General features: G+C 72.4%; 22 protein-coding genes. 13 read left to right on the forward strand and 9 right to left on the reverse strand.

What is annotated here, in order from left to right; translation table 11 throughout:
• Positions 1 to 51: 51 nt before the first annotated feature.
• From glmS to HNR61_RS24555, 3 genes are all read right to left on the reverse strand, one after another.
• Positions 52 to 1,854 carry a glutamine--fructose-6-phosphate transaminase (isomerizing) gene (gene glmS / locus HNR61_RS24545; protein WP_312898075.1) on the reverse strand — a complete coding sequence of 601 codons (1,803 nt, stop codon included), beginning with the start codon at positions 1,852 to 1,854 and terminating at the stop codon, positions 52 to 54.
• 26 nt (positions 1,855 to 1,880) lie between these two features.
• Positions 1,881 to 2,141 (reverse strand): hypothetical protein, encoded by a 261-nt coding sequence (locus HNR61_RS24550; protein ID WP_425544481.1) that lies wholly within the window; start codon positions 2,139 to 2,141, stop codon positions 1,881 to 1,883.
• A 212-nt stretch (positions 2,142 to 2,353) separates the two neighbouring features.
• Positions 2,354 to 3,091, reverse strand: a complete 738-nt coding sequence (locus HNR61_RS24555) for an NAD(P)H-dependent oxidoreductase (RefSeq protein ID WP_182845657.1) — start codon at positions 3,089 to 3,091, stop codon at positions 2,354 to 2,356.
• Between the two features lie 41 nt (positions 3,092 to 3,132).
• On the opposite strand from HNR61_RS24555, the gene HNR61_RS24560 reads away from it, so the two are divergent.
• Positions 3,133 to 3,459 carry a helix-turn-helix domain-containing protein gene (locus HNR61_RS24560; protein WP_376770270.1) on the forward strand — a complete coding sequence of 109 codons (327 nt, stop codon included), beginning with the start codon at positions 3,133 to 3,135 and terminating at the stop codon, positions 3,457 to 3,459.
• 205 nt (positions 3,460 to 3,664) lie between these two features.
• On the opposite strand, the gene HNR61_RS24565 is transcribed toward HNR61_RS24560, so the two are convergent.
• Complete coding sequence (locus tag HNR61_RS24565) at positions 3,665 to 4,384, reverse strand: C39 family peptidase (RefSeq protein ID WP_182845513.1); 720 nt, start codon at positions 4,382 to 4,384, stop codon at positions 3,665 to 3,667.
• Between the two features lie 332 nt (positions 4,385 to 4,716).
• Here HNR61_RS24565 and HNR61_RS24570 point away from each other — a divergent pair, with 332 nt between their 5' ends.
• Positions 4,717 to 5,082, forward strand: a complete 366-nt coding sequence (locus tag HNR61_RS24570) for a nuclear transport factor 2 family protein (protein ID WP_182845514.1) — start codon at positions 4,717 to 4,719, stop codon at positions 5,080 to 5,082.
• A gap of 82 nt (positions 5,083 to 5,164) precedes the next feature.
• Positions 5,165 to 5,455: a DUF1330 domain-containing protein gene (locus tag HNR61_RS24575; RefSeq protein ID WP_182845515.1), complete on the forward strand. Its 291-nt coding sequence runs from the start codon at positions 5,165 to 5,167 to the stop codon at positions 5,453 to 5,455.
• 52 nt (positions 5,456 to 5,507) lie between these two features.
• Here HNR61_RS24575 and HNR61_RS24580 read toward each other — a convergent pair whose 3' ends face one another.
• Both HNR61_RS24580 and HNR61_RS24585 read right to left on the reverse strand, forming a co-directional pair.
• On the reverse strand, positions 5,508 to 5,843 hold the full coding sequence (locus tag HNR61_RS24580; RefSeq protein WP_182845516.1) for a cupin domain-containing protein: 336 nt from the start codon (positions 5,841 to 5,843) through the stop codon (positions 5,508 to 5,510).
• A 13-nt stretch (positions 5,844 to 5,856) separates the two neighbouring features.
• Positions 5,857 to 8,745 carry a helix-turn-helix transcriptional regulator gene (locus tag HNR61_RS24585; RefSeq protein WP_182845517.1) on the reverse strand — a complete coding sequence of 963 codons (2,889 nt, stop codon included), beginning with the start codon at positions 8,743 to 8,745 and terminating at the stop codon, positions 5,857 to 5,859.
• A 126-nt stretch (positions 8,746 to 8,871) separates the two neighbouring features.
• Here HNR61_RS24585 and HNR61_RS24590 point away from each other — a divergent pair, with 126 nt between their 5' ends.
• Together HNR61_RS24590 and HNR61_RS24595 are read left to right on the forward strand one after the other, a co-directional pair.
• A complete protein-coding gene (locus HNR61_RS24590; protein WP_182845518.1) occupies positions 8,872 to 10,857 on the forward strand; it encodes a hypothetical protein in 1,986 nt (661 codons plus the stop codon).
• A gap of 265 nt (positions 10,858 to 11,122) precedes the next feature.
• A complete protein-coding gene (locus HNR61_RS24595; RefSeq protein WP_182845519.1) occupies positions 11,123 to 11,794 on the forward strand; it encodes a hypothetical protein in 672 nt (223 codons plus the stop codon).
• A 30-nt stretch (positions 11,795 to 11,824) separates the two neighbouring features.
• On the opposite strand, the gene HNR61_RS24600 is transcribed toward HNR61_RS24595, so the two are convergent.
• Complete coding sequence (locus HNR61_RS24600; protein ID WP_312898077.1) at positions 11,825 to 12,907, reverse strand: tyrosine-type recombinase/integrase; 1,083 nt, start codon at positions 12,905 to 12,907, stop codon at positions 11,825 to 11,827.
• A 274-nt stretch (positions 12,908 to 13,181) separates the two neighbouring features.
• Here HNR61_RS24600 and HNR61_RS24605 point away from each other — a divergent pair, with 274 nt between their 5' ends.
• Positions 13,182 to 13,322, forward strand: a complete 141-nt coding sequence (locus HNR61_RS24605) for a hypothetical protein (RefSeq protein ID WP_182845521.1) — start codon at positions 13,182 to 13,184, stop codon at positions 13,320 to 13,322.
• A gap of 130 nt (positions 13,323 to 13,452) precedes the next feature.
• Here the strand turns inward: HNR61_RS24605 and HNR61_RS24610 are convergent, their stop codons facing one another.
• The gene (locus HNR61_RS24610; protein WP_182845522.1) at positions 13,453 to 13,896 is read right to left on the reverse strand and encodes a hypothetical protein; all 444 of its coding nucleotides are present in this window, start codon (positions 13,894 to 13,896) and stop codon (positions 13,453 to 13,455) included.
• A 353-nt stretch (positions 13,897 to 14,249) separates the two neighbouring features.
• Positions 14,250 to 14,813 (reverse strand): RNA polymerase sigma factor, encoded by a 564-nt coding sequence (locus HNR61_RS50080; protein ID WP_220509731.1) that lies wholly within the window; start codon positions 14,811 to 14,813, stop codon positions 14,250 to 14,252.
• 429 nt (positions 14,814 to 15,242) lie between these two features.
• On the opposite strand from HNR61_RS50080, the gene HNR61_RS24620 reads away from it, so the two are divergent.
• From HNR61_RS24620 to HNR61_RS24650, 7 genes are all read left to right on the forward strand, one after another.
• The gene (locus tag HNR61_RS24620; protein WP_182845523.1) at positions 15,243 to 15,695 is read left to right on the forward strand and encodes a hypothetical protein; all 453 of its coding nucleotides are present in this window, start codon (positions 15,243 to 15,245) and stop codon (positions 15,693 to 15,695) included.
• Between the two features lie 198 nt (positions 15,696 to 15,893).
• Positions 15,894 to 16,376 carry a GNAT family N-acetyltransferase gene (locus HNR61_RS24625; protein ID WP_182845524.1) on the forward strand — a complete coding sequence of 161 codons (483 nt, stop codon included), beginning with the start codon at positions 15,894 to 15,896 and terminating at the stop codon, positions 16,374 to 16,376.
• Positions 16,377 to 17,381: 1,005 nt separating this feature from the next.
• A complete protein-coding gene (locus HNR61_RS24630; RefSeq protein ID WP_182845525.1) occupies positions 17,382 to 18,650 on the forward strand; it encodes a cytochrome ubiquinol oxidase subunit I in 1,269 nt (422 codons plus the stop codon).
• 65 nt (positions 18,651 to 18,715) lie between these two features.
• A complete protein-coding gene (locus HNR61_RS24635) occupies positions 18,716 to 19,477 on the forward strand; it encodes a cytochrome d ubiquinol oxidase subunit II (protein WP_182845526.1) in 762 nt (253 codons plus the stop codon).
• Between the two features lie 61 nt (positions 19,478 to 19,538).
• Positions 19,539 to 21,233 carry a thiol reductant ABC exporter subunit CydD gene (gene cydD / locus HNR61_RS24640; protein WP_182845527.1) on the forward strand — a complete coding sequence of 565 codons (1,695 nt, stop codon included), beginning with the start codon at positions 19,539 to 19,541 and terminating at the stop codon, positions 21,231 to 21,233.
• Positions 21,230 to 22,966 (forward strand): thiol reductant ABC exporter subunit CydC, encoded by a 1,737-nt coding sequence (cydC, locus tag HNR61_RS24645; protein WP_312898078.1) that lies wholly within the window; start codon positions 21,230 to 21,232, stop codon positions 22,964 to 22,966. The genes cydD and cydC overlap by 4 nt, the downstream gene beginning before the upstream one ends.
• Positions 22,967 to 23,102: 136 nt before the next feature.
• A complete protein-coding gene (locus HNR61_RS24650; protein WP_182845528.1) occupies positions 23,103 to 23,741 on the forward strand; it encodes a Rho termination factor N-terminal domain-containing protein in 639 nt (212 codons plus the stop codon).
• The last annotated feature ends 132 nt before the right edge of the window (positions 23,742 to 23,873 follow it).

A 23,873-nucleotide genomic window follows, 5' to 3' on the forward strand; every position in this document is an offset into this window, starting at 1 on the left:
TCCGGCGGGCAGCAGGGTGGCGGCAGGGGGTCCGCGCAGGGGTGCGGGGGGTTATTCGACGGTCACGCTCTTTGCGAGGTTGCGGGGCCGGTCGATGTCGTGTCCCAGCGTCAACGCCGCGTGGTAGGCCAGTAGTTGCAGGGGGACCGTCATCAGGATGGGGTCCAGTTCCGGTTCGTTGCGCGGTACCAGGATCACATCCTGCGGCGGCACCCCCGGGACCGGTGAGTGCGCCACCACGATCGTCCGGCCGCGCCGGGCCGCGATCTCTCCCAGCGTGGTGAGGTTCTTGTCGCGCAGCTCGTCGTCGGGCAGCACCGCCACCGTCGGCAGTCCCGGGTCGATCAGCGCCAGCGGGCCGTGCTTGAGCTCGCTGGCGGGGTAGGCCTCGGCGTGCAGGTAGGAGATCTCCTTCAGTTTCTGGGCGCCCTCGCGCGCCACCGGGAAGCCCCGCACCCGGCCGATGAAGAACGCCGCCCGGTGTTCGGCCAGTTCCCGCGCCACCCGCGCGATGTGCTCCTGCTGGGCCAGCACCTGCTCGATCTGCTCGGGCAGCGCCCGCAGCCCGGCCGCGACGCGCGCCCCCTCGGCCGGTGACAGGTCGCGGATCCGTCCCAGGTACAGCGCCAGCAGCGCGAACGCCACTCCGGTGGCGGTGAAGGTCTTGGTGGAGGCCACCGACACCTCCGGTCCGGCGTGCAGGTAGATGCCGCCGTCGCACGCGCGGGCGATGGCGCTGCCGACCACGTTCACCAGTCCCAGCACCCGGCCGCCCTTGCGGCGCAGCTCCTGCACCGCCGCCAGCGTGTCGTAGGTCTCCCCGGACTGGCTGACCGCCACATACAGCGTGTCGGGTTCCACGACCGGGTTGCGGTAGCGGAACTCCGAGGCCGGTTCGGCGTCGGCGGGGATGCGTGCCAGCTCCTCGATCAGCTGGGCGCCGACCTGGCCCGAGTAGTACGCCGTCCCGCATCCGATGATCTTCACGCGGCGGATCGCGCGCGCCTCGCGCGCCTCCAGGTTCAGCCCGCCCAGGTGGGCGGTGTGGAAACGCCCGTCCAGCCGGCCCCGCAGGGCCCGCCGCACCACCTCGGGCTGCTCGGAGATCTCCTTGGCCATGAAGTGCGCGTGCCCGCCCATCTCGTAGGCCTGGGCCTCGCCCTCCAGTTGCGAGGGCTGCTTGACCGTCGCGGTCGCCTCCAGGGTGAAGGTCCGGTAGCCCGAGGCCGTCAGCACCGCCAGCTCACCGTCGTCCAGGTGCACCACCTGGCGGGTGTGCCCCACCAGCGCCGCCACGTCCGAGGCCGCGTACATCTCGCGGTCGCCCAGTCCCAGCACCACCGGCGACCCGTTGCGGGCCACCACGCACTCGCCGGGCCGCGCCGCGTCGATCACCGCGATCCCGTAGGTCCCCACCACCTGCGTCAGCGACGACCGCACCGCCTCGGCCAGGTCCCCGGCGCCGGAGGTGGCGATCAGGTGCGCCAGCACCTCCGAGTCGGTCTCGGAGGAGAACTCCACCCCCTGGGCCTCCAGCTTGGCGCGCAGTTCCTCGGCGTTCTCGATCACCCCGTTGTGGACCACCGCCACCGTGCCCGACACGTGGGGGTGGGCGTTGGCGTCGCTGGGCTCGCCGTGGGTCGCCCACCGGGTGTGCCCGATCCCCACCGGTCCCTTGAACCGCGCCGGCAGCCCTTCGGCGCACTCGCGCACCCGGCCCTTGGCCTTGCGCACCTTCAGCGCCCCGCCGCGTCCCAGCACCGCCAGGCCCGCCGAGTCGTATCCCCGGTACTCCAGCCGCTGCAGTCCCTCCAGCACGATCGGTACCGCGTCCTGCGACCCCACATACGCCACGATCCCGCACACGTTCCCTCAACCCCTCATCCGTAGACGATGCGCCGCAACTGCCGTTCGCTGAGCTGCGGCGGCGCGACCCGGCGCGCCGCCAGCTCGGCCGCCACCCGCCGGAAGATCTCGGCGTTGGTCAGCCCCCTGGCCTGCAGTTCGGCGTGCCTGCGCCGCACGAACACCTCCACCGGCTCACCGAAGTAGGCCAGCACGTCGGCCACCACCCGCGCCGCCTCGCCGGCGCTGAGCGGACTGGTCCGGGTCAGATGATCGATGAGGTCCTCGTGCAGCACCCGCCGAGTATGACCAGCCGCCCCCACGAAAACCAATGATCCTGCCCGAAATCGGGCAAGCTCGGTCTTTGCGGAGTTCCGAACCCACCTTGTATGACGCCGCGAGGGCTCCGGGAGTTCTCCGGCTCGCCCTTCACCCCGATCGCCGGGGACCGGCGGGCGGTGCCGGGGCGGGTCCCCGGCGTTCTGCGCCCGCCCGGACCGTTGATGGGTCAGGGGTGCAGGTGCAGGCCGAAACCGCTGCGGCCCGGTGCTTCCAGTCCCTCGCGGAGCCGCACCGACGGCATCCCATAGTCGCCACCGTTCTGGCGGCGGTACGGGATGGGGTCGGTGTCCTCCAAGGTCAGCAGCCGCTTCCTCCACTGCTCGGCCGCGTCCGCGAAGGCCTCGGGCGTCATCCGCACCGTGCGGTACAGCACGAACGGCGGCAGCACCTGCATGCCGGGGTGGTAGAGGATGCCGTGCTGGATCGGGTACAGCAGGTCCTCGATCGGGCCGTTGATGCCGCGGTCGGAGTAGTGGGACTCAGGGCCGCCGACCGTGACCGACACCAGGGCGCGCTTGCCCTGGAGGACGCCTTCGCCAAAACGGTCGCCATAACGCGTGGCATCGTGCTCGCCCACGCCGTAGCCGAACCCGTGGGTGAACACGCGGTCCACCCAGCCCTTGAGGATCGCGGGCATCGTGTACCACCACAGCGGGAATCGCAGGATCACGGTGTCGGCCCACCGCAGCTTGTCCTGTTCGGCGCGGATGTCGGCGCTGAGCGCACCGGTCCGGTGGGCGCGCCCGGGATCGTGGACCGCGTCCAGCGGGCGGGAGGCGGCGGTGCCGAAGTCGTCGGCGTCGATGGTGGGCTTCCAGCGCATCGCGTACAGATCGCTGACCTTCACCTGGTGGTCCGCGGCGGTCAGGGTGTCCACCGCGATGTCGGTGAGAGCGCCGTTCAGCGACTCCGCGCCGCCGCGTCAGCGGGCTGCGGCGTGAGGAGGTGGCGCACCTGTCGGGGGTGAGCGTCGACTACTACATCCGCCTGGAGCAGGGGCGGGCCCGCCGGCCTTCGGCGCAGGTCCTGGACGCGCTCGCGCGGGTGCTCGGTCTGGACGGGGTGGAACGCGAGCATCTGCACCGGCTCGCCCACCGGCCGGCGCACGCGCCGCGGCGGCCCTCGGCGGCGCGGCCGCGCCCCGAGTTGCTGCGGGTGCTGCACCTGGTCACCGACGCTCCCGCGTTCCTGACTGATCGTGCAATCGGCCGCCTTCGGCACCGCCGCCCAGGACAACCTCCGCCTGCTGGCCAGCCTCGGCGCCACCGGTGATCCCGCTCGGGCCAACGACCCGGTGGCCTGAGCGGAAGGGAATCCCGGCCGGGGCGATGCGCGCCGGGCGCGCGCCGGGCGTGATCGGCGTCCGCGCGGTGGTGGGACGCGCTGTGTCGTGGTGCTGTGTGCGGGGATGACGAACGGCCCGTCCGGTGAGGGTCTGGACGGGCCGCTGGTCATGCGGGGTGGGGGAGAGGGGTGTCTACCACCTGACGACGAGCTTGCCGGCGTAGGCGATCTTCTCCCATCGCGTGGCCTTGAGCTTGCGCTTGCCGTGGGCGGGGTCCCAGATCAGGTAGGTCGACTCGTTCCAGTTGGTGGTGTCGTCGAAGCCGTAGATCACCACGTAGTGGGCGACCGCCTTGCCGGCCTTGGGGTACCAGCTCTTCTTGGCGTAGACGGTGAGGACCAGCGGCCCCTGGCCGCGGAAGTAGGAGTAGCGCGTCGTGTTCCACAGGGTGGGGTTCTTGACGCTGCGGTGGGCCCTGTACTTGGTGCCCTTGGTCTTCCACGCCTTGTTGATGTAGTTGGTCATCTCGCGGCCCATGGCGACCGGCGAGGTGAAGCCGATCTTGTTGGTCGCCATCTTCTTCGCGAGGGAGGCCTGCGTGCCGCTGCCGACCTTGGCGTGATAGCTCAGGGCGCTGGCGGCCGCGGCCGGGCCGCACCAGTTGCCCTTCTTCTGCCGCTGGCCCTTGATGCCCATGCTCTTCCAGTAGGCCGCCGCGGTGACCTCGTCCGACGGCGGCTCCCAGAGGATCTTCCAGTTGTGCTGGGGCGCGGCCGGCGCCTGCGCGGTCGCCGCTTGGGCGGGAGCCTTGGCGGTGGGGGCCTGCGGGGCGGCGAAGGCGATCGACGGGGTCGCCGTCGCGACGCCCGCGGCGACGAGCACGGAGGCTATGCGGGTGGAGGCACGCGCCATGTTCTCTCCAGGGGGAGGGGGGGTGTGGTGGGCGGTCGAAGGCCGGTTGACGCCCAGAAGGACTATGGCGAGCTGCGGCTCTGCGCCGATAGGCGCGTAGGGGCTATCTTCGTCGCCCTCTCATAGGCCTTGGGAACTACCGGGGGTGAGGCCGGGGCCCGGGCCGCCGCGCGGCGGGCGTTCGTTCTGTGGCCGCGTGGGGCCCGCGCCGGACCGGCGGATCCGGGCGCGATGACGACCGGGCGGTGAAGTACCTAAGCACGACAGATTCCCCGTTGCCGGCGGCTGCCTAGCTTTGTGGTCAAGACGAACGACCGCGAAGGGAAAAGCACATGAGCGACATCAACGAGCTGGTCCAGAGCTACCTCGCCGCCTGGAACCTCACCGACGCCCAGGCGCGGCGGGCGGCGCTGGCGGAGGTGTTCGCCGAGGACGCCACCTACACCGACCCGCTGGTGTCGGTGCGGGGCCGCGACGGCCTGGACGCGACGATCGCGGCGGTCCAGGGCCAGTTCGGCGGGCTGGTGTTCAGCCTGGCCGGGGCTGTTGACGCCCACCACGACATCGCCCGCTTCACCTGGCACCTGGGACCGGAGGGGGCCGAGCCGGTCGCCATCGGGTTCGACGTCGCGGTCATCGACGACGGCCGCATCAGCCAGGTGCTCGGCTTCCTCGACAAGGTGCCGGCCGGAGCCTGACCTCCGCCCCGCCCCGCCCCGCCCCGCCTCGGCACAGGCCGTCTAGGAACCGCCCGACCAACCGACCGTCCCTGGAGGAACGATGACCGCGTACATGCTGGCGCACCTGCGCAGGCCCGAGGAGATCCACCCCGACGTGCTGGAGTACAAGGAGAAGGTCGAGGTCGCTCTGCGGCCGTTCTCCGGCCGGTTCATCGTGCGCGGCGGCCAGCTCGAGGTGCGGGAGGGGGTCTGGCCGGGCGATGTGGTGCTGGTGGAGTTCCCGTCCATGGAGCAGGCGCGCGGGTTCTACGACTCGGCCGCCTACCAGGAGATCCTTCCGCTGCGCACGGACCATCTGGACGGCGACCTGATCATCGTCGAGGGCGTGTGACCCGGCTGCTCCCACCTGCGTCCACCTGCGCTCATCCGGGTGGCCCGGCCGGTCACACGTCGTAGTTGAAGCCGAAGGCGCGCACGCCGGTCTCCGAGCGGGGCCGGTGGCTCGTGTCGGCCCCGAACGCGACGTAGGTCCCGGGGCCGTGGACGCGGTCGCCCTCGATCAGTTCGCCCCGCACCACGAAGTAGGCCTCGCCGTAGGTGTCGTGGACGTCGAGGTCGGGCCACTCGGCACCGGGCGCCAGGTCGATGACCCAGGTCCTGATCCCCTCCATTCCCGGGAGCATCCGCACATGGATCCCCGGGCCGAGCTCGACGGCGGGGACGGCGTCGACGTCGACCGGCAGTATCTGTCCGGGCCGGACCTGTTCGGGCGTGGTCATCGGGTCAAGGTACTCACAGTCCCAGATCGGCGGCAAGATCCTTCAGCTCGCCGCGGGAGGCCACGCCCAGCTTGGGATAGGCCTTGTACAGGTGGTAGCCGACCGTGCGGTGGCTGAGGAACAGCTGCGCGGCGATGTCCCGGTTGGACAGGCCCTGCGCGGCCAGCCGCACGATCTGCAGCTCCTGCGGGGTGAGCGCGGCCGCCGCTCCCGCCCCGCCCCGGTCCTGCCCGCCCTGCCCTCTTGGCCCGCCCTGCCCGCTCTGCCCGCCGTGGCTGTTCCCGGCGCGTGGTCCGCGGTCGGGGGCGCCGGTCGCGGTGAGCTCGCCGCGGGCCCGCTCGGCCCAGGGCGCCATGCCCAGGCGGTCGAAGACCTCCAGCGCGCCGTTCAGCAGACCCCGCGCCTCGGCCTTGCGGCGCGCCCGGCGCAGCCACTCCCCGTACAGCAGGGCCGTTCTGGCGTACTCCAGCGGACGGCTGTCCTGGTCGTGCAGCTCCAGCGCCGCCGCATAGGCCTGCTCGGCCTGCTCGTCGGTGCCGAGCAGGCCCCGGCAGCGCAGGACCAGTGCCCGGGCCCAGGGCTGGCGGGCCGAGGCGGCCCACCGTTCGAAACGCGCCAGCGGCTCGGCGGCGCGTTCGGGCGCTCCGACCCGTACCGCCGACTCCACCAGGTCGGGGGTGGAGCGGGTGGCGCAGATGTGGTGGCGCATCGGTTCGCGGGCCAGGCGCTCAAAACGGGCCAGGGCGGCTTCGGCGCGTCCCTGCCCCAGCTCCAGCAGGCCCAGCGACCAGTAGGCCCAGGGCGCGCCCGGGGAGGTCACCCCGGCGGCCGCCCCCGCCAGCCCGGCCTCGGCGTGCCGCCGGCAGGCCTGCTCATCGCCCCTGGCCGCCGCCAGGTAGGCCAGCACGCTGGTGAACTGGCTGACCCACTGCCGCTGCCCGGTGTCCTGGGCCAGGCCCAGCGCCTCGGTCGCGGTGGTGAGCGCGTCCAAGTGGCGTCCGGCGAACACCTCGCCCTCGGCCATGAAGAACAGCACCGTGGGAAGCCGCCCGGCCCCGCCGCGCGCCCGGTGTCCCGCCGCCAGCGTGGTCGCCAGCTGGTAGGCGTCGGCGTCCTGGCCCCGGGCCAGCGCCGCCCCGCACAGGATCAGCAGGGTCTGGTCCGACACCTGGCCGCGGCGGCGCACCGCCTCCAGCGTCTCGCCCAGCGGCGGGGGCTGGGACCGGCCGGCCCCCTGCCCCGCATCCGGCCCCGCTTCTGGTCCGGGGGTCAGCAGGTGCACCAGGAAGCGGGCGACCGGCGCCAGGGGGTCGGCCTCGGCCAGCGGCAGCGCCGACAGCCGCTCCAGGGTCGCCGCCAGCTGCCGTTCCCCCAGGTACCACGAGGTGTGCGTGGCCTGGATCAGCATCTCGGCGGCCTGGGCCGAGCCGGTGTCGTCAAGGAGCGCGGCGCCCTCCAGCAGCCGCCGGTGGGCGGCCGGGTAGTCGCCCTTCCAAAAGTCGGCGAGCGCCTGGACCTGCGCCAGCCGGGCCCGCACACCCGGAGCCGCACCGGCGTGGGCGGCACCGGCGTGGGCGGTATCAGTGCGTGCCGCATCAGTGCGTGCTGCGCGGCGGCCCAGGTCACCGGCCCGTTCCAGGTCCCCGGTCTCCAGGGCCGCCTCGGCGGCCAGGGCCTCGCGGCGGGCTCGTTCGGCGGGGTCGGCGCTCAGGCGGGCCGCCCGTTCGTAGGCGGCCGCCGCGGCCTGGTACCCGCTGCGTTCCCGGGCCCGGGAGGCGGTGTGCTCCAGCGCGGCGGCGGCCTGCCGGTCGGGGCCGGTGGCCGCGGCCGCCAGGTGCCAGGCCCGGCGGTCGGCGTGCTCGGGGGCCTGCAGGGCCGCGGCGAGCGCGCGGTGCACCGCCAGCCGGTGGCCCAGCGGCGCGCGCTGGTAGACCGCGGCGCGGATCAGCGGGTGACGGAACCGCAGGGTGTCCTCGGCGCCGCCGCGCACGATCAGACCCGCGCGTTCGGCGGGCAGCAGGTCGGCAACGCCCGCCCCCAGCGTCTCGGCGGCCCGCAGGATCGCGGTGAGCTCGCCGGTCTCGTCGGCGGCGGCGACCAGCAGCAGCGTCTGCGTCGTCTCGGGCATCCGGCCGACCTGGCCGTGGAAGGCCAGCTGCAGCCGGCTGGTCAGGGGCAGCGCCCCGGGAGCGAACGCCCCGGGCTGCTCGGCGCCCAGCGCCACCGGCAGCTCCAGCAACGCCAGCGGGTTGCCCCGCGCCTCGGCCAGCAGGCGAAACCGCAACGCCGGCGGCAGCGGATGGCGGTCCAGCAGCGCCGCGGCCGCCTCCGGGCGCAGTCCCTCAAGACGCAGCTCGGCCAGGCCGAGCGCGGGAAAGGAGCCCTCACCATCACGCGCGGCCAGCAGCATCACCACGCCCTCGGCCCGCAACCGCCGGGCGGCGAACAGCAGCGCGTCCCGCGAGGCCCGGTCCAGCCATTGGGCGTCATCGACCAGGCACAGCAGCCCCTCCCGGTCGGCGTACTCGGTCAGCAGGGACAGCACCGCCAGCCCCACCAGCATCGGATCGGCCCCCGCACCGGTCCCCGCACCGAGCCCGAACGCCGTCTCCAGCGCCCCCCGCTGCGCGGCCGGCAGAGCCGCAAGGCATCCCAGCGCCGGACGCAGCAACAGCTGCAGCCCCGAAAACGGCAGCTCCGCCTCGAACTCCACCCCCGTGCCACGCACCAGCCGCAGGCCACCGGCCATCGCCTCGGCATGGTCCAGCAACGCCGTCTTGCCGATACCGGGCTCCCCGCGCAGCACCAGCACGGCGCTCTCCCCACGCCGGGCCCCGGCCAGCAGCGCCGCGATCGCGCCGGCCTCGGACTCTCTCCCGCACAGCTCCACCCGTCCAGACATGATCCAATCCTGGCACCCCGCGGAACGGACACGCCCCCAGATATCACCCGGCCCGGCGCCGCAGCCCCTCACGATCCCCCCGAACCACCCCCGAACCACCCGAGGCCGCGCCGCGTCTGATCATGGATGGAACGACACGAACTGACCGACGCCGAACGCCGCCTGTGGGACGCCTACCCCAGCGGCCAGATCGTCACGTTCCCCGACGGCGCGACCATCCGCGCCCAGGTCATCGCCCTGCTGCTGCTCGGCGCGGCCGAACCCACCCCCGGCCGCTACCCGGGCGTCCGGCTGCGCGGAGCCCGCGTCACCGGACGCCTCGACCTGGACGGCACCGCCTTCGACACCATGCTGGACTGCGGCGACTGCGTCTTCGAACACCCCGTCAGCCTCGCCGAGGCCACCGTGCGCACCCTGCGCATCACCGACAGCCGCCTGCCGGCGTTCAAGGCCCCGCGGCTACGGGCCACCGGACTGCTGTCCCTGCAGGGCTCGACCATCGACCGCGACCTGCGCCTCGACCACGCCCGGCTGGAAAGCGAGGTCCGGCTGGCCGACACCACGGCCGGCCACGTGCGCGCGCACACCATCGACCTCCAAGGCACCCTGAACGCCGCCGGGATCACGGTCAACGGCGAGTTCAGCGTGCGCGGCGGCCACATCACCGGCGACCTCGTCCTGACCGGCGCCCACCTCAGCAACCCCGGCCAGCCGGCCGCCCTCCAAGGCGACGCCGCCACGATCGACGGACACCTGCGCGCCGCCAACACCCACATCACCGGCGCCGTCCTGCTCCGCAACGCCCACATCGGCAGCGGCGTCTCCTTCGACAACGCCCGCCTCAGCGCCCCCGGCCACGACACCCTCAACGCCGGCGGCATGACCGTCGGCGGCGGCGTCTTCTGCTGGCACGGCTTCCACGCCGACGGCGGCGTCCGCCTGATCGGCGCCCAGATCAGCGGCAACCTCACCTTCGACAACGCCCGCCTGCACCACCCCACCGGCAAGGCCCTGGACCTGGACTCGGCGGCCTGCACCAGCATCAGCGGCCAGAACCTGCACGTCACCGCGGGCGAGGTCAGCATGCGTAACACCCGGGTCGCAGGACAGGTCGACCTGGACCACGCCCACCTCCACAACCCCGACGGCCCCCGCTCCCTGGCCATCGACCACGCCGAACTCGGCCTGGTCTCCCTGCGCCGACTACGCGCACACGGCCAGGTCATGCTCCGCGCCACCCGCATCAACACCCGGCTGCTGCTCCCAGAGGCCGAACTCCACCACCCCCACGGCACCGCACTCCACGCCCCCGGCACCGAGATCGGCGCCGACCTCATCGCCCACGACCTGCTCGCCGAAGGACAACTCCACCTCCACGGCACCCGCGTCGGACAGCACCTGGACCTCACCGGACTACGCCTGTCGGCCCCCCAGGGCACCGCACTGCACGCCTACGGACTGACCACCGCCCAACTGTCACTGCTGCCCGCCGCCCCCATCGACGGCACAGTCGTGCTGGCCCACGCCCGCATCGGCGTACTGCACGACGACCCCCAGCACTGGCCGACCTCCCTGGACGCCAACGGCCTCACCTACCAGGCACTGGAACCCCGCCTACCCGCCAAACAACGCCTCACCTGGCTCAACGGCGACCACCACGGCTTTGAGTCACAGCCCTACGAACAACTCGCCGCCAACTACACCGCCCTCGGCCTGCACGCCGACGCCCGCCACGTCCTGCACGCCAAAGAACGCCACCGGCTCGACGGCGAAACCCCCCTCATCCGCCTGTGGGGCAAACTCCAGGACACCACCACCGGATACGGCTACCAACCCTGGCGCGCCTTCCTGTGGCTGACCGTCCTGCTGACCATCGGCAGCCTCGTCTACGGCCTGCACCCACCCGCACCCCTCAAGGCCGACGAGGCACCCCACTTCAACCCCGTCATCTACACACTCGACCTGATGATCCCGCTCATCAACCTCGGACAGGAACGCGCCTTCAACCCCGCCGGAGCCCTGCAGTGGCTGTCCTATGCGTTCGTCGCGGCGGGCTGGGTCCTGGCCACCACCATCGCCGCCGGCGCGGCCCGCGTCTTCAACCGCCGCTGAACACCCGCACGCACACCCACCAGGCGAACCTTTCCGGCAGCCAGCACACGTCACGCTCCCAGAACGAACCCCACCAGAACGAACCCATCAGCGCGGCCCTTGGCGGCCACCACCCGTTCAAGGCCCGGCCCACCCGGTATAACCACACCAGACGCCGCCGCCCCCAGCCGCCAGGGGCCTCATCCCACCGACCCGACCAGCGCACCGGCGGCGGGGGAGACCCGCACCCCACCACGCCAAGGCAACCTCACCCGAGAGGCACCCGATGCCCCCGACCACCCCGCCACCCACCGGCCACCTGCGCTGGCTCGCCCTCACCGCCACCGCCTACGCCATCACCCACCACACCGGCGTCGCCACCGCCGCACTCGGCACCATCGGCCCCACCCGCTGGGCCGACTGGATCGACCTGCTCACCCCCTACGCCGTCCTGCCGCCCGCCGCCCTGGCCCTCCACGCCACCCGCCCCACCCGCCGCGTCTGGGCCCTCTACCTGATCGCCGCCCTCACCTACACCGAAGGCCACGGCATCCACCTGGCCGCCAACTCCATCCACAACACCGCCCCCGGCCCCACCGCCCACCTGTGGGACGAACCCGCAGGCCACTACCTCTGGTACACCGGCGCGGCCCTCCTGCTGGCCACCCTCACCACCGCCTTCACCCGCCAGCCACCCCCACACGGCACCGCCCGACACCTCCTCGGTCACGCCCTGGCCCTGGCCGCCGGACTCACCTGGGCCACCAACACCCTCGAAGGCGGCACCGCCCCCCTCGGCCTGGCCGTCGCCGCCGCCCTCACCGTCCACGGCTGGACCACCCGCGCCCACCTGGGCCGCCTGTGGCTGACCGCGTTCGCCCCCGCCCTGCTGATCCTGATCGCCTGGGGCCTCCACCACGGCGGCTACCCCCAGCCCTCCACCCTCGGCTGGATCTGAGGCCCCGGGGGAGGGGAGGGGACCAGCCGACTACCCGCCCGCCTCCCGCTCACCATCTCGCTCACCGTTTCGCTCGGCCTCCCGCGCCACCGCACCCAGCAGCGGATGCACCCGCATCGCCGCCTCCAACTCACCCGGCAGCTCATCTCGATACCGCCCCAACGTCGACAGATCCGAATGCCCCAGCACCCGCCGCACCGCATCCATGTCCGTCGCCGCCGCCAGCAGATGCGTCGCCGTCGTATGCCGCAACCCATGCGGCGTCACACTGCGCCGCCGCTCCGGATCCACCCGCGCCAACACCCGATCGATCACCGCCTGCACGTCCTGCCGCGCCAACCGCCGCCCCCGCCACGACAACAACAACGCCTTGGGCTCACGCCCCCGATCCAGCAACGGCCGCCCCTGCTCCAGATAGGCGTCCAACATCTCAGCCACCGGACGGGGGAGAGGCACATCCCGCGTCCGCCCACCCTTACCGAAGATCCGCCAATACCGCGTCCCGGCGTTGACGAAGAAGTCCTCCACATTCGACCGCGTCAACTCCGACACCCGCGGCCCCACCGCCGCCAACAACAACACGACCAACCCATCACGCAGCTCGGTCCGCTGATCCGACCGCTTGCCCTCCTCAGCCGGCACCACCACCATCTGCCGCGCCGCCCCCAACAACCCCTCGGCCTGCTCGGTCGTCAACGCCCGCCGCTCCGCCCGCAACCCACCCCGCTGCCGAGGCTGCAACGTCGCCGCACGCATCGGGTTCAACTGCACCCACCCCGCCACCGCCGCATGCCGGAAAAACGCCGACACCGACCGCCGAAACCGCGCCTGCGACCAGGAACTCTGCCGGGGCGCGGCAGCCCCCGCCTCACCACCGGCGGCATCGGCGCGACCACCGGCACGACCACGCCGACCGTCAGGCTTGTGCGCGAACTTGAGCAACACCTCGTCCACGTCCTCACCCGTCAGGTCATCCAGGACCCGCTCACCGCCCGCCAGCTCCGCGAACGTCAACACATCACGCACATACACCTCCGCCGTACCGGGGGACAGGGCCCCGGTCGCGGTCTTGGCACGCACGATCTCGACATAGCGATCGGCAGCCTCGGTCACGGTCAGACGCTGGACATCAGTGGGACGCACGCGCCGGACGTTACCCATCACCGGCGACAGATTCGAGCGGCCACGACCGACCGCCAGGGGAGCGGCGAACCCAACGCGGCCACGCCAGCCAAACGGTCGTCGACCAGACCTCGACGACACGCAGCAACGGCACCGATCCCGGCCCCTGCACACTGCCCCGCCTTTACCGCGCTCCGATCGACCAGACCCGGGCGCCCAAAGGGACCGGCACCGGCCAGATGGTCGCCCGCCGGTACAGCGGCCGGTGCCGGTCCGCCAGATCACCACCGACCTGGGCGTCCGGCCGTCGCTGGCCGACGACCGCCCGGCCAGGAACGGTGCCATCCAGCCGTCCCCGCACACCGCCCACCCCGACACCCGTGACCGCGTGCCCGCCCTGACCTGAGCTGACCCCGACTTGCCCCACCAGCAGATCACCGCACCACCGGCCATCAACGTTCCACGTGAGCGGATGCAGCGGCGGGCACGCGGAGCGGCCCCCGCCGCACGGGCGGGGGCCGCTGGGATCATGCCACTCAGCCGCTTCCGTAGACACCGAAGTCGACCAGGGTCCCCATCCCGTGGCAGTTGCCACCGAAGATCCAGTAACCCGGTCCCTGCCTGGGCCCACGGTGGGTTCTGCCGTTGCTGCAGGTGGTGTAGGCGCCATAGCTGCCTGAGGTGACCCGGACGTTGGCACCCCACGCCACGTTGTTGCGCCAGATGCTGTCGGCGATATAGCCCTTGAGAGCCAGACGCTTGGCCTGGCCCTGGGAGGCCAGCGACTTCATCCCGGGCAGGGACTGGCCGCCCTGGAGGACCACCGTCCCGCCCGCCGGCGTGGCCGAGGGATTGGGGGTGGCGGCCGCGGCCCGGTCGGCGGGCGCCACCGCGGAAGCGGCGCCGATCCCGCCGGTGACGAGCAGCGCCCCGGCCCCCAGGGTCGCGACCCCGAGAATCTTGATCGTGCTGGTGTTCATGTGAACTCCTGTGGGTGGTGTCGGTGTCGGATGCCCCCGTGAGCACCGACACCCCACACACGAGTTCAGGGGGCGCCGCGTATGACTCTCCTCGACGTGACCTGAGTCACATCGGCGCGGCGACGACGTACCGCGACCCCGACCACCACCCCGGCCAGCACCAACCCGCCCCACGCCAACCACCAACGCACGGCAGGCTTGGGCCCGGCAGAACGAACGGGCGAGCATGGAACCGGGCGCGCCACCCGTTCCCACAGACCGTCCGGCAAGGGGATGGCAGAGTCCGCGCGGCGCAGCACCTCCCGCAGCCGCCGCTCCTCGCCGCCATCCTCGCCCATGCGCGTTCCTCACGCTCATTCAGCCGCCAACGCGTCCCGAAGACGGGAAAGCGCCCGCGCCCTCGACCGTGCGACCGTACCGCGATGGACACAGAGCACAACGGCCGCCTCATCGACGGTGTACCCGTCCAGATCCACCAGCAGCACCGCGGCGGCCTGCTTGACCGTCAGCCCCGACAGCAGACGCACGACCTCCAGCTCGGCTTCACGAACACTCAGAGTGTCACCCTCCTGGACACGGTCGACGGACAACGGCACCAACACCTGACGGCGATCACGCCGCCACTGATCTCGCACCACACTGACCATCGCGGCAAAGCAGTAGGCATAGGGCGCCGGATGGACGACCAACCGCCGCGCCCGGCGACGCAGCTTCAGATACACCTCATGGACGACGTCCTCAGCCGCATCCCTGCCGACCAGCAACACCGCCCGGCGATACAGACGGGGCAACAGCAGACAGAAGACCCTGTCGAACTCGACTCCAGGATCGGCACTGTGATTCGCCATGGACACCACGACTTCGCCACGCCTCTCCTCGGCCGCCGACCAGCCCCGGGCGGCGGGATGCTCAGGCACGGTCGACCAGCGACGCGATCAGCGTTCGAGACGGAACCGGCCTTCCAGGTCGTCGAGTGCCCGAGCCCTGCAAGTCATGACAGTCTGTGACTTTCATGTGACTTCACGCATCATTCAGCAGGTGGAAGCGCCCTCTGTCCGGGGGAGGAGTCCGCATCCTCCCGTTGACCGACCAGTGCGCTTCACTGCGCCCACCTCGTCGCGTCCACCGTCGCCGCGCGCACCCCAGGCGACCTCGGCGCCCTCAGGTCGGCGATCAGGCCGTCAGGCCAGCGGAACCACCCAAAAGCACGGCGAATACCAAACCAGACAGAATCCACCTTCTGTCTGGTTTGGCACCTTTCGCCCCACTTTGGAGCCATCGAAAGATCCACTGTCCGACATCCCGCCTAGGATCACCCCACCAAGGCACACGGAGGCGCAAGCGAGATGGCGGACTGGGAGCTGTTCGATCAGGTCGGCGAGGTCGTCAGGGGATCGGCCCCACGCGACCTGGGGGACCTGCACCTACGCATCCACCGGGCGGGCGTCAAGGCATGGTTCGGCGATCCCGAGCCGCCGCGCGAACACTACGAGGCGCAGCTCATCAGCGCCGACATCGTCACCGAGGCGCGCTCGTCGGCGCTGGAGATCGGGTTCCATGCCGAGCACCGGGCCGAGGCCGACAACGAGGCGGCGGTGGAGCGGCTGCGTGCGCGGGAGGCGGCGTGGCGGGGTGAGCTCGGCGAGGACGCGGTCGTCGGGGCGTTTCTGGGGCGGGGTTCGTGGCGGCGGATCTCGGAACTGTGGCTTGATCCGGAGTTGGACGACACCGATGCGGCGCTGGAGGTCGGTGTGCGTCTGGTCGAGTACATGCGGGCGTTGGAGCCGTTGCGTCGCTGAGCCGGTCGCGCGCGCCGGGGCGGCTCGAGCGCGCGGGTGCGGTTGTGGGTGTTGTCGAGCTGGAGGGATGTCCGCTTCACCCCTCCTTCTGGTGATCTTCTAGATGGTTGATAATGTACATTATGTTAAGTAGAAGTCTTCGGAGGTCCTGCGAAGCGCCAGAGGGCCCGCGATGGCATATCGGACATCATGGGCGGCGTGAGCGACCTCCAGATCCGCCCCTTCCACCCCGACGACGCCCCCGCCGTGGCCGGGATCGCTCGGCGTTGCCTGCTCGAGGTGAACGCCCTCGACTACCCGACCGAGATCGTCGAGGCCCTGTGCGCGCGCAACACCGCTGAACGCTTCCTGGACTCGACCGCCCGGCGGCAGATCTTCGTGGCGTCACTGGGGGGATCGGAGGGCGTGCGGGTGGTGGGCACGGTCTCGCTGGAAGGCAACGAGGTGTGCTCGTTGTTCGTGGATCCCGATGTCCATGGTCGCGGCGTCGGGCGGTTGCTCATGGAGTGCGTGGAGCACGAGGTCGCGGCGGGTGGTCACGCATGGGTGGAGCTGAACGCGAGCGTCACGGCCCGGCGGTTCTATGTGCGGCTGGGTTATGTGGATCTCGGGGCGCGGGACGCGGAGTTCGGCGTGATCCACGCGATGCGCAAGTCACTGGGCCGTAGGGCATCGAACTGATGCGCGCCCGGGTACTTCCATGGCGCCTCTCCCCTACCGGCTCCCTCACCTGCAGATATAAACGGATATTTCACTCTCTGTAGTCGGGCGGGCGGGTGCGGGGTTCACCTCGTCTCTCCTGTGCGGCTTCTCGGCCGGGCCTGTGCCCGGCTGGGGTTGCGTCCCTCTCCCCTGCGTCTTTCCGAATGCGGCGGTCACAAGCGGCGGGATGGCACCGCCCGGCCGCGCGCAGGCTTGTGGCGGTATCCCCCGTTCCGTCCTGCCTGTCCTTGTCTGTGCTGGGATGCGCGGCGTGCGGGGCGCGAGTCCAGCGGCGACCACATCCCGGGTGCCGTGTCAGGTCTCGACCCGCCGTGTCAGGCAGTCCGGGTCCGCCAGCGAGGTCACGTCCACTGCGACCGGTAGCAGAGGTGGGTTCCTGGTCGAGCCAGGTGTGCGGTGTCAGCCGGGTTCGCGTGGAGCGCTGGGGGCGACGGATCTTGGCGGTGCAGCGCCGCCGGGTCTCGGCCGGAAGCTGTGGGACGTTCACCGGGTCATGGTGGGGAGTCCGAGGCGAGGGGCGCGACGAGACGGCGAGGTGGCAGGTCCTCGCGCTGATGGCCGGGTCGTGCGGATGGCCCGGTGACCGTGTGGTGCATTGCCCTCTACGGTGACGGGCTTTAGGACCAGGTCGCCGGCGCCGGGTTTGTTCAACGCGCTCTCCCCCGATGGGAAGGCGTTGTCTCGTGGCTCTGGAACGGTCGGTCGGGCTGCCGCGCGTGCTTGCGCTCCTTGAACGTGGCTTCGGGGTGCCTGCCGCTTCTCCTCTGCTCGGAGTCCTGTGTCGGGTGCTTGGGGGTGCTTCTTCGGGCGGCGTACATCTCGGGATGTAGGCGCGGGGGTGGGGGGTGCGCGAAAGGTGTAGGGCGGGTGTCTGCTCGCGCTGGATTCGCTGGTGGGGGGTGGCGGGTCAGGATCGGGGACGTTGACCGACCTGTGTGATCGACCGATGTGGTGGGGTGGCCGATGGACTTCGATCCGCTGATGTTGGCGCGGGTGCAGTTCGCGTTGACGGCGGGGACGCATTTCCTGTTCGTGGCGCTGACGTTGGGGTTGGCGACGCTGGTGGCGTTGATGCAGACGCGGGCGACGTTGGCGCGGGGCGGGGCGGCCGTGGTGCGGGCGCGGATGGTGCGGTTCTGGGGGCAGTTGTATGTCATCAACTACGCGGTGGGGATCGTCACCGGGCTGGTGATGGAGTTTCAGTTCGGGTTGAACTGGGGCGGGATGTCGTCGCTGGTGGGTGAGGTGTTCGGGGCGCCGCTGGCGATGGAGACGATCGCGGCGTTCTTCATCGAGTCGACGTTCCTGGGGTTGTGGATCTTCGGGTGGGACCGGTTGAACCGGTGGGTGCACCTGGGGTTGATCTGGGTGGTGACGTTGACGGCGTACGCGTCGGCGTACTTCATCCTGGTGGCCAACGGGTGGTTGCAGCGGCCGGTCGGTCATGTGATGGAGGGCGGGTCGGCGCGGCTGGTGGATGTGGGGGCGTTGCTGGGCAACCCGCCGGCGGTGCTGGCGTTCGGGCATGTGCTGTTCGGGGGGTTGCTGACGGCCGGGTTCTTCATGGCCGGGGTGAGCGCGTTCCATCTGCTGCGGCGGACGGCGGAGGTGGAGTTCTTCCGGCGTTCGGTGCGGGTCGGGCTGGTGGCGGTGGTGGCGTCGGTCTTCCCGGTGGTGGTGTTCGGGGGGATGCAGTTCGCCTATCTGCAGCCGACCAAGGGTGGGGCGACCGAGCGGGGGTTGGCCGAGCAGGCCGGGTTCGTGCAGCGGTTCGGGCCGGGTGACTACCTGCCGCCGGGGCTGGCGACGGTGGGTGAGGTCGTGATGATGGCGGCCTGGCTGCTGATGACGCTGGTGGCGGTGGCGGGGCTGGTGAAGCTGCCGTTTGGGCGGTGGCTGGTGCGTGGCCGGGTCTTTCATGTGGTGCTGCTGGTGGCGGTGCCGCTGCCGTATGTGGCGATGCTGGCGGGCTGGGTGTTCCGCGAGGTGGGGCGGCAGCCGTGGATGGTGTACGGGGTGCTGAAGACCGAGGATGCGCTGTCGAAGGTGGATCCGGGGTGGATCATCGCGTCGTTCGTGGTGTTCACGGTGCTGATGGCGGTGCTGACGGTGGTGAACGGCTGGCTGCTGGCGCGGTTCGCGCGGCGGGGGCCGCAGGGGGTGCAGTTGGGGGCCGCTCCCCCGGCCGGTCCGGTGGCTGGGTCGGCTCCGGCGTTGACGCCGACGTTCTGATGGCGCCGACGTTTGGGTGGCGGGGTGGTGGGCGTGGGGCCCGGATCGGATGAGGGAGCGGATTGATGGAGATCGTTGCGGTGGTGGTCCTGGCGGTGTTCGTCGCCGGGTACCTGGTGCTGGCCGGTGCCGACATCGGGGTGGGAATGTTGCTGCCGGTGCTGGGGCGTGATGCGCGGGAGCGGCGGTTGGTGATCGCGGGGATCGCTCCGTTCTTCCTGGGCAACGAGGTGTGGTTGGTGTCGGCGGTCGGGGTGGTCGCCGGGGCGTTTCCGGGGTTGGAGCACCGGTTGCTGGAGGGGCTGTTCCCGGTGGTGTCGGGTCTGGTGCTGGCGTGGGTGGTGCGTGACATGGGGTTGTGGCTGCGGGGCCGGGTGGAGGCGGCGGCCTGGCGTGCCGGTTGTGACGGAGCGATCGTGGTCGGTAGCTGGGGGCTGGCGTTGGCGTGGGCGTCGGTGCTGGGGACGCTGCTGGTGGCGGCGGCCGGTGAGCCGGTGTCGGGGATGAACGCCGGGACGGTGGCGGGGTTGCCGTTGGCGGCGCTGTTCGCGCTGCATGGGGCGGGGTTCGCGCGGTGGCGGTTGTCGGGGGCGCCGCTGGAGCGGGCGCGGCGGTGGCCGGGCCGGTACGCGGTGACGGGCGTGGTGCTGGTGGCGGTGGCGGTGCTGGCGGGGTTGGGGGTTCCGTGGGAGCACGTGCGGGCCTCGGCGTCGGCGTTGACGGTGACGGCGGGTACGACGGTGGTGTTGTTGCCGGCGTTGCTGGGGGCGCAGGCGTTGGTGTGGTGGACGTTCCGGGGGCGGGTGTACTCCCCCTCCTATCTGTGACCGGCCGGGGCGGGCAGGGCGAGACGGGTGGGGTCGGGAGCGCGGCGGTGAGGGGTGTGCGGTGAGGGGTGTGGAGCGGCGGCTGCTGGCGGCGGTGCCGCGGCGGGTGCTGGTGGTGTTGGGTGGGCTGGCGGCGGCGCAGGCCGTGCTGGTGGTGGTGCAGGCCGAGTTGCTGGTGCGGGCGGTGGCGGGGCTGGTGGTGTGGCCGTTGCCGTGGCTGGCGGGGGCGGTGGCCGGGCGTGCGGTGCTGGGGTGGGTCGCGGCGCGGGTGGCCGGTGCCGCGGCGGCCTCGGTGAAGCGGGGGTTGCGGGAGGCGTTGGTGGCGCGGCCGCTGTGCGAGGAGGACGGCGGCCAGTCGGGTGGGGCGCGGGTGACGTTGCTGACGCGCGGCCTGGACGCCCTGGATGCGTACTTGGCGGGGTATGTGCCGCAGTTGGTGACCGTGGTGGTGGTGCCGGTGGTGGTGTGGGGGCGGCTGGCGGTCGCCGACTGGCCCTCGGCGCTGGTGGTGGCGGTGACGGTGCCGCTGGTGCCGGTGTTCGGGGCGCTGGTGGGGATGCGCACGGCGGCGTTGACGGGACGGCAGTGGGGGCTGCTGGAACGGCTGGGCGGGCATTTCCGCGACGTCGTGGCGGGGCTGGGCACGCTGCGCGCCTACGGCCGTACCGGGCACCAGTCGCAGGTGGTGCGGCGGCTGGCGGGTGAGCATCGGCGGGCGACGGTGGCGGCGCTGCGGGTGGCGTTCCTGTCGTCGCTGGTGTTGGAGCTGGTGTGCGCGTTGTCGGTGGCGCTGGTGGCGGTGCCGGTGGGGCTGCGGCTGTTGAACGGGTCGATGGCGCTGGCCACGGGGTTGCTGGTGCTGGTGTTGACGCCGGAGGTGTATCTGCCGTTGCGGGCGCTGGGGACGCGGTTCCACGCCAGCGCCGAGGGGGTGGCGGCGGCGCGGGCGGCGTTCGGGGTCCTGGACTCCCCCGCCCCACCGTCCGCCCCACCGTCCGCCTCCTCGACTGCCTCGCTGTCGGCCTCGCCGTCTGTTCCGGCCGCCGAGCGGGTGCGGGTGGCCGACCGGGCGCCGGAGATCGTGGTGGAGGACGTCACGGTGCGCTATCCGGGCCGGGAGCGGGCGGCGCTGCACCGGGTGTCGTTGCGGATCGCGCCCGGTGAACGGGTGGCGGTGGCCGGGCCGTCGGGGGCGGGCAAGTCGACGTTGCTGCTGGTGGTGGCGGGGCTGGTCGCGCCGAGCGCGGGCCGGGTGCTGGTGGATGGGGTGGAACTGGACACCAGTGACGCTCAGCAGGTGGCGGCGTGGCGGGCACGGCTGGGGTGGGTGCCCCAGCATCCGCACCTGTTCGCCGCCTCGGTCGCCGACAACATCGCCCTGGGCGCGCCCGGCGCCGACCCGCGGCGGGTGCGGCGCGCGGCGCGGGCGGCGGTGGCCGAGGAGTTCATCGCCGCGCTGCCCGACGGGTACGACACGGTGCTGGGTGAGGGGGGCGCGGGCCTGTCGGCCGGGCAGCGGCAGCGGGTGGCGGTCGCGCGGGCGTGGCTGACGGATGCGCCGGTGATGTTGTGGGACGAGCCGACCGCGCGGCTGGATTTGGGCAGTGAACGGGCGCTGGTGGAGGCCGCCGGGCGGCTGCTGGCCGGGCGCACGGCGCTGCTGGTGGCGCACCGTCCGGCGTTGCTGGGGGTGGCCGACCGGGTGGTGCGGCTGCGTCAGGGGCGCGTGCACAGTGGTGAGGGGGTCGCGGCGTGAGCGCCGGGATGTGGGGTGCGGTGCGCCCGTACACGGGGCGGCTGGTGCTGGCGGCGGTGGCGGGGACGGCCGCCGAGGTGTGCGGGCTGGGGCTGGTCGCGGCGGCGGCCTGGCTGATCGCGCGGGCGGCGCAGCAGCCGACGATGGCGGCGCTGTCGTTGGCGATCGTGGCGGTGCGGGGGTTCGCCCTGGGCAAGGGCGGGCTGCGGTATGTGGAGCGGCTGGCCGGGCACGATGTGGCGTTGCGGGCGCTGGCGGAGCTGCGGGGGCGGGTGTTCGACGCGCTGGCCGCCTCGCCCACCTCGCCCGCCTCCTCTGGAGCGGGCAGGGAACGCGCTGGCGGGCGGTTGCGGGACGGGGAGGCGTTGACGCGGCTGGTCGCCGACGTCGAGGCGGTCCAGGACCTGCTGTTGCGGTGCCTGCTGCCGAGCGTCGCGGCGGCGGTGTGCGCGGCGACGGGGGTGGTGGTGACGGCGTGGGCCTCCCCCCGTGCGGCGTTGGTGGTGGCGGCCGGGGTGCTGGTGGCGGGGCTGGTGCTGCCGCTGGTGGCGGCGGTGTGCGGCGGACGTGCCGCCGCGCGGGCGGCGACGGCGCGGCAGGTGCTGGCGGTGCGGGGCCTGGATGTGGTGGAGGGCGCGGCCGACCTGGCGATGTTCGGGGCGACCGGCCGGTTCGTGGCCGCGGCGGACGTGGCGGCGGCCGACCTGGAGCGGGCCGAACGGTCGATGGCGCGCCTGACCGGCGCGGTGGCCGCCGCCGGGGTCGTGGTGCAGGGGATGACCGCCCTGGCGGCCGCATGGGCGGCGATCGGCGCCGGGGGCGATCAGGTGCGGGTGGCGGTGGCGGCGCTGACCGCGTTGGTGGCGGTGGAGGCGGTGCTGCCGGTGGCGGCCGCCGCGCAACGGCTGCGGGAGGTGTGGCCCTCCTACCGGCGCGTCATCGACCTGCTCACCGCTCCCCCGTCGCCGTCCCCGGCACGGCCGCGGCCGGTGCCGCCGGGACCGCTGGCGGTCGAGCTGCTGGGCGTGAGCGTGGTGCACCCCGATGGCACCGCGGCGCTGCGGCGGGTGGACCTGCGGATCGAACGCGGCCGCCGCGTCGCGATCGTGGGCGCCAGCGGCGCGGGCAAGAGCACCCTGCTGGCGGCCGCGGCGGGCCACCTGGCCCCCACCTCGGGAACGGTACGGCTGGCCGACCATTCCCTGGACGCCTACGCCCCCGCGGACCTGCGGGCGGCGGTGCGGGGCCTGACCCAGGACGCGCACGTGTTCGCCGGAACCCTGCGCGCCAACCTGCTGCTGGCCCGCCCCGACGCCACCGACGCCCAGCTGGTGGCCGCGGCGCGCCGGGCCCGGCTGACCGAGGTGGTGCAGGCGCTGCCCGAGGGCTGGGACACCGTGGTCGGCGCGGGCGGGGTGGGCCTGTCGGGCGGGCAGCGGCAACGGCTGCTGCTGGCGCGGGCCCTGCTGTCCGACCCGCCGGTGCTGCTGCTGGACGAACCCGTGGAGGCCCTGGACGTCGCCTGCGCCGACGAGATGGTGACCGACCTGCTGTCGGCGCCCGGCGGCGGAACGCTGCTGCTGGTCACCCACCGGCTGGCGGCGCTGCGGCATGCCGATGAGGTGGTGGTGATGGACGGCGGCCAGATCGTGCAACGCGGCCACCACGACGAGCTGTGCGCCCGTCCCGGCCCCTACCGGGACCTGTGGGAGGCCGAACTGCTCACCGCCTGAGGCCCGCTGGCCCCAAAAAGGGCAAGGCGGTGCCCGGCGGTGTTGCGGGCGGGGCGCCGCGTGAGGTGGCATAAACGTTCCTGCAAGGGGTAAAGCCGCGTCATCTGTCAGTGGTTTTGGGAAGGGAGCGATCGATATGCCGGTTCTGCGGAACCTGCCTGCGGCCCTGCGGCCGGTGCCCCGCACGGCGCGCGCGGCCTGGGACAAGACGCGGGACCGTGCCGCCGAACTCACCACCCGGCTGCGCCGTCGCACCGCACAATCTGACGAATCTTCTTCCGGTGCTCCCGCCGAAACTTCCGCCGAAGCACCCGCCACGGACACCACCGACAAGTCGGCCCCCAAGCCAGGCCCCAAGGCGGCTGCTGAGTCGGCTCCAGAGCCGGTCGGCCGTTCCACCGAAAAGGCGGCCCCAAAGACGCCGGAGAAAACCACGGGCTCGGTTGCCGGAAAGAAGACGGAAGAGCCCCAGAAGGACCAGGAGAAGGACCAGAAGCCTCAGAAGGCTGAGAAGGCTGAGAAGGCGGAGAAGAGCGAAAAGCCCGCCGCGCGGGCGGTGCGCAAGCCTCCCGCCAAGCAGGCCGGGACCACCCGCACCCCCGCCAAGAAGAACGCGGTGGCCGGTGGACCCGGCGGCAAGGACACCGGTGGGGACCTGAACGGCATGGCCAAGCAGGACCTGTACCGCCGGGCCCAGGAACTGGACATCCCGGGCCGTTCCAAGATGAGCAAGGAGCAGCTCGCCGAGGCGATCCGCCGCGCCGACCGTTCCTGACCAGCAGCAGCAACGCCGCGCCGCCGGACGCGCCCCCTTGTCAACGCGACCGGCCGGCGCCGCGCCGGTGAAGACCGGCCCCACCTCCCGGCCCTTCCCTTCAGTGAGCTTCCGCCACCGTGAAGTCACAGG

It is taken from the genome of Actinomadura kijaniata (assembly GCF_014138665.1).
Lineage (GTDB): Bacteria > Actinomycetota > Actinomycetes > Streptosporangiales > Streptosporangiaceae > Spirillospora > Spirillospora kijaniata.